Origin of the sequence: Methanocrinis sp., assembly GCF_049974945.1 — an archaeon.
Classification (GTDB): domain Archaea; phylum Halobacteriota; class Methanosarcinia; order Methanotrichales; family Methanotrichaceae; genus Methanocrinis.
In genome coordinates this window covers 1-4,844 of the sequence record NZ_JBNGCU010000109.1, presented here as the reverse complement: position 1 = coordinate 4,844, position 4,844 = coordinate 1, and the positions used below count along the sequence as shown (strand labels likewise).

4 protein-coding genes are annotated in these 4,844 nt (G+C 61.3%); 2 read left to right on the top strand and 2 right to left on the bottom strand.

Annotated elements, in window-relative coordinates; all coding sequences use genetic code 11:
- Positions 1–53: 53 nt before the first annotated feature.
- On the top strand, positions 54–1,625 hold the full coding sequence (gene serA, locus ACP5EL_RS09065; RefSeq protein WP_428402189.1) for a phosphoglycerate dehydrogenase: 1,572 nt from the start codon (positions 54–56) through the stop codon (positions 1,623–1,625).
- 8 nt (positions 1,626–1,633) lie between these two features.
- On the opposite strand, the gene ACP5EL_RS09060 is transcribed toward serA, so the two are convergent.
- Complete coding sequence (locus ACP5EL_RS09060; RefSeq protein ID WP_428402188.1) at positions 1,634–2,335, bottom strand: (5-formylfuran-3-yl)methyl phosphate synthase; 702 nt, start codon at positions 2,333–2,335, stop codon at positions 1,634–1,636.
- Between the two features lie 27 nt (positions 2,336–2,362).
- Between ACP5EL_RS09060 and ACP5EL_RS09055 the strand changes: the two genes are divergently transcribed.
- On the top strand, positions 2,363–3,055 hold the full coding sequence (locus tag ACP5EL_RS09055) for a HisA/HisF-related TIM barrel protein (RefSeq protein WP_428402187.1): 693 nt from the start codon (positions 2,363–2,365) through the stop codon (positions 3,053–3,055).
- A gap of 21 nt (positions 3,056–3,076) precedes the next feature.
- Here ACP5EL_RS09055 and ACP5EL_RS09050 read toward each other — a convergent pair whose 3' ends face one another.
- Positions 3,077–4,762 carry a FeoB small GTPase domain-containing protein gene (locus ACP5EL_RS09050; RefSeq protein WP_428402190.1) on the bottom strand — a complete coding sequence of 562 codons (1,686 nt, stop codon included), beginning with the start codon at positions 4,760–4,762 and terminating at the stop codon, positions 3,077–3,079.
- Positions 4,763–4,844: the final 82 nt, after the last annotated feature.

The window sequence follows — 4,844 nt, the reverse complement described above, 5'->3', positions numbered from 1 at the left end:
TGCGAAAAGGTAAAATGCCTGTACATCTCTGCACGTCAATGGAGGAGAATGTCATGAAAGTACTTGTCAGCGACCCTCTATCGGAGGAGGGCGTAAGAAAGCTGGAGACGGAGGCCGAGGTTGACGTCATCACCAACCTCTCCCCTGAAGAGCTGATAGAGAGAATCAAAGATTACGACGCCCTGGCCATCAGGAGCGGGACGAAGGTGACGGCCGAGGTGATCGCCGCAGCCGACAAGCTGAAGGTGGTGGGGAGGGCGGGGGTAGGCGTAGACAACATCGACATAGATGCCGCCACCAAGAAGGGGATAATAGTCGTCAACACCCCCGGCGGAAACACCATCTCTGCGGCGGAGCACACCATCGCCATGATGCTCTCTCTCGCAAGAAACATCCCCCAGGCGAACAACTCCCTCAAGGCCGGAGAGTGGAACAGGAAGAAGTACACCGGGGTCGAGGTCTACAACAAGACCCTGGGGATCGTGGGCCTGGGGAGGATCGGGGCCGAGATCGCCTCTCGGATGAAGTCCTTCGGGATGCACATCCTCGCCTACGACCCTTTCGTCACCGAGGAGAGGGCCGCCGATCTGGGGATCAAGCTCGCGACCCTGGACAAGATCTTCAGGGAGTCTGACTTCATCACCGTCCACACTCCTCTGACCAAGGAGACCAGAAACCTCATCGACGAGGAAGAGTTCAAGATCATGAAGCCGGGCGTCCGGCTGATCAACTGCGCCCGTGGCGGTATCATCAACGAGGAGGCTCTCGCCAAAGCCGTGGCCGAGGGGAGGGTGGCGGGAGCCGCCGTCGACGTCTTCACCAAGGAGCCGCCCGCAGATAATCCCATCGTCGGGCAGAACGGGATCATAGTGACCCCCCACCTGGGCGCCTCCACCGCCGAGGCCCAGGTGAACGTGGCGGTGGCGGTGGCAGACCAGATCCTGGCCGTGGCGAGAGGAGAGCTTCCTCCCAACGCCCTGAACATGCCGGCGATATCTTCCGAGACGATGGCGGTGATGAGCCCCTTCACGGACCTGGTGGAGAAGATGGGGCGGCTCGCAGCTCAGCTCGGCGAGGATGGGTACGAGAGGCTGGAGATCGTCTACGGAGGCACCGTCGCCGAGAAGGACACAAAGCCGGTCACCATCTCGGCGGTGAAGGGCTTTCTGGAGGCGGTCGGCATCAGCGCCAACTTCGTCAACTCTCTGGTCAAGCTGAAGGAGTGCGGGATCGCCCTCACCGAGAGCAAGACCGAGTCGACCAACGGGTACAGCAACCTGGTCACCCTCACCCTCTCGGGCCCCAGGGGATCGGTATCGATCTTTGGGACCGTCTACGGCAAGAAGGAGGGGAGGATAGTCCAGATAAACGAGTACCGGGTCTACGTCCCCACCGAGGGTTACATGATCATGGCCACCCACGAGGACCGGCCGAACATCATAGGGCCCTGCTGCATGGTTCTGGGCGAGGACGGGATCAACATCGGCGGGATGCACGTCGGAAGAAAGCCCTCGGGCGGAGAGCAGATCATGGTCCTGAACGTCGACCATTCCGTCTCCGAGGAGACCCTCAAGAGGCTGACCGAGGTCTCGGGGGTCATCAGGGCGAGGCTGATAAAGCTATAAAATTAGTTTCAGGAGAGGTCGGCCTTCATCCGTCTGACCAGCTCCTCCTTTATCTGTCCAGACCGGTCGCCGCCGCAGACCGCCCCCCGGACCCCGATGATGTCGGGGCTGACCCTCTTCAAGAGCTCCAGGTCTTCGAACTTTATGGTGCCCGCGATGGCCACCTCCATCCCCAGGTCTTGGCCGGCCGAGATGAACTCGGCGATCTCCGATTCGGTCATGAACTCGAAGGTGGACTTTCCGTCCTTTATGGCGGTGTCCACCATAACGACGTCGGCCCCGCACTCGGCTGCGACCTCGGGCAGGTCCATCGGCGAGATCGACCCGACCCGGGAGCAGTCGGAGTAGGCCGCAGCCACCAGCTTTTTCTCGGCGTCGAACTCCTTGACCGACCTCACGATATTTCCCAGCATATCTCCGGCCTGCTCCCGGGTTTTGATCTTGAGGAGGCCCACCTTGATGTAATCGGCACCGGAGAAGGCGGCCCCCAGGGCCGCGAGGCTGGCGGTCCCGGGCTTGTAGTCGAAGTCGCCGATGGTGGCGCTGACGGGCATTTTGCCACCGGCAACCCCGGCGACGGACCTTATGACCCAGGGGAAGTTCGCCCCCAGAGATCCCTCTTTGGGGTTCTTCACGTCCAGGATGTCCGCGCCTCCTGCCATCGCCGCCTTCGCCTCTTCGGTATTTATCGGACTGACCAACAACCTCATATCGTCCCATCCTCGTTTTGTAAAATCATGACGCGCTGCGTCTTTGTCCTCGACCTATTTAACGGTTCGGCGGTCCACGCCGTTCGGGGTGAGCGGGAGAAATATCAGCCGATAGCCGCGAAGAGCAGGATCGTCGAGACCTCCGACCCCCTCTCGATCCTGGAACTCCTCCGGCCTAAAGAGGTCTACGTCGCGGATCTGGACAGGATCACGAGCTCTGGAGACAATCTGGCCCTGATAGGAGAGATGGCAAAAAAAACCGATACCATGGCCGACATAGGGATCTCGTCTCTTGGAGAGCTCGACCTCCTCCCCTCTGACTGCAGACCGGTCCTGGGGACCGAGACCGGTTCCTTCTCTCTCATTGAGAGGGCGTCGTCCATAAGAGAGGTCACCGTCAGCGTGGACCTCTTCGGGGGTGAGGTGCTGGCCCGCGACCCATGCCTCAAGGTTCCGCCCCTCGATCTGATCCGGGAGCTGAACGCGCTTTCCATCAAGGAGATCATACTTCTGTCTCTGGACAGGGTGGGGACGTCGGCGGGCCTGGATGAGGTTTTTCTCCGGAAAGCCGCAGATCTCTCCGACCATCCCGTCCTCCTCGGCGGCGGCGTAAAAGACGGATCGGACCTCGCGCGGCTGGAGGAGATGGGTCTCGCCGGAGCCCTGGTGGCGACGGCGGTCCACGAGGGGAAGATCGCCCTCGAGGCGATAAGAAGATAAACTACCGTCAAAATTCGGAGATCACATCGTCAAGATCGCATGGAGAAGGGTCCCCACCATCGTCGCCGAAAAGAGCATGATCAGAGCAGACCTGGCCGTATTTTTCAGCCCCAGCTCCTTCATGAAGACGACGAAGGTGGCGACGCAGGGAAAGTACATCGCGAGGACCACCGAGGCGATGACCAGCTGGCCGGCCGTCATCCCCAGGGGCGCCAGCATCCCCACGGCCACGTCCTTTCTCAGAAACCCGACGATCATCGTCGCCGCGGCGTCCTTCGGAAGACCGAAGAGGCCGGAGACTATCGGCTGGGCCAGGCTTCCGACGGCATCGACGATCCCGGTGATGAAGAGGATGTTCATCAGGAAGACCCCCAGAAGGACGTAGGGGACCGCCTCCTTCAAAAAGTACTTCGACCTCATCCAGGTCTTCTTGAAGAGGGCTCTGCCGTCGGGGACCCGATAGGGCGGGATCTCCAGGAAGATCTCCGGCGACTCGCCGCCGATGATCCTTGAGAGGATGAACCCGGCGGTAATGAAGACGAGAAGTAGGGTCCCGTAGACGACGGCGATGTAGCGGAGGCCGAAGGGGCCGAGGAGCCCCCAGATCATGGCGTTCTGGGCGGCGCAGGGGACCGAGACTGCCATCAGGGTGGCGGCGAGGTACCTCTGCTTCGGAGACTCCAGAACCCGCGTGGCCATCACCCCGGGGACGTTGCAGCCCAGGCCCAGGATGCAGGGGACTATGGCCGCGCCGTGAAGGCCGACCCGGTGCATCAGGGCGTCGACCAGGACGCTGATCCGGGGGAGGTAGCCCACGTCCTCCAGAACCCCCAAAACGATGTAGAAGGGGATGACGAAGGGCATCACCATCCCCAGGGGGACGTAAAGTCCGGTGGTGAGAAGGCCGAAGGAGGTCTCGATCTCCGGCGAGGTCCCTATGAGGATGTCGCGCAAGATCCCTGAGGTGTGCTGGCCGACCAGATTCGTTACGAAGCTACCGTAGACGGCGAAGGCCGGGTCGAGGACGCTGTCGATCAGAAACTCCCCCAACCTGATCACCCCGGTGAAGGATAGGTAGAGGACGAGGAGGCCGAAGGGTATCCCGAAGAGGGGTTTGATAGTCGCCTCCTCCAGCCTCTCCAGGATGGTGGGATGCTTGTGGACGACCCGCTGGCTCCTCTCCACGATCTCGCCGACCCTGGCCCATCTCTGATCTCCTGACTCAAACCTCATGGGGGGCGGCGCCCGAGCCTCCGGTATCGCACGGACCAGCTCTCTTATCCCCTGGCCGCTGACGGCCACCGCGGTCAAGACCGGGACGCCCAGCTCCTGCTCCAGCGCCTCCACGTCTATGTATATCCCGGTACGGGTGGCCACGTCCCAGAGGTTGAGGACCACCACCGTGGGGAGGCCCCTCTCCAGGATCTGGAGGGTGAGGTTCAGGTTCCGCTCCAGGTTGGTGGCGTCGACGACGTCGACGACGACGTCTGCCCCCTCTTCGAAGATCTCTCTTGTCACCTCCTCGGCCCTGCAGGAGGGCTCAAGAGAGTAGACGCCCGGCGGGTCGATCACCTCGGCTCTCTCCCCTCCAATGGTGGTCTTGCCCATGGTGTACTCGACGGTGGTTCCCGGGTAGTTTGAGGATATCACCTCGATCCCGGTGAGCCTGGAGAATACGACGCTCTTTCCGACGTTGGGGTTTCCCATCAGTATAATCTTCAAAACCGGAGGCTCCCATCTAATTTTAGGGTCAGATCAGATCCGGTCGGAGACGACCAGATCGGATATG

Coding starts and splice junctions, on each gene's coding strand:
- serA (WP_428402189.1), top strand. CDS start 54: ATGAAAGTACTTGTCAGCGACCCTCTATCGGAGGAGGGCGTAAGAAAG.
- ACP5EL_RS09060 (WP_428402188.1), bottom strand. CDS start 2,335: ATGAGGTTGTTGGTCAGTCCGATAAATACCGAAGAGGCGAAGGCGGCG.
- ACP5EL_RS09055 (WP_428402187.1), top strand. CDS start 2,363: ATGACGCGCTGCGTCTTTGTCCTCGACCTATTTAACGGTTCGGCGGTC.
- ACP5EL_RS09050 (WP_428402190.1), bottom strand. CDS start 4,762: ATGGGAAACCCCAACGTCGGAAAGAGCGTCGTATTCTCCAGGCTCACC.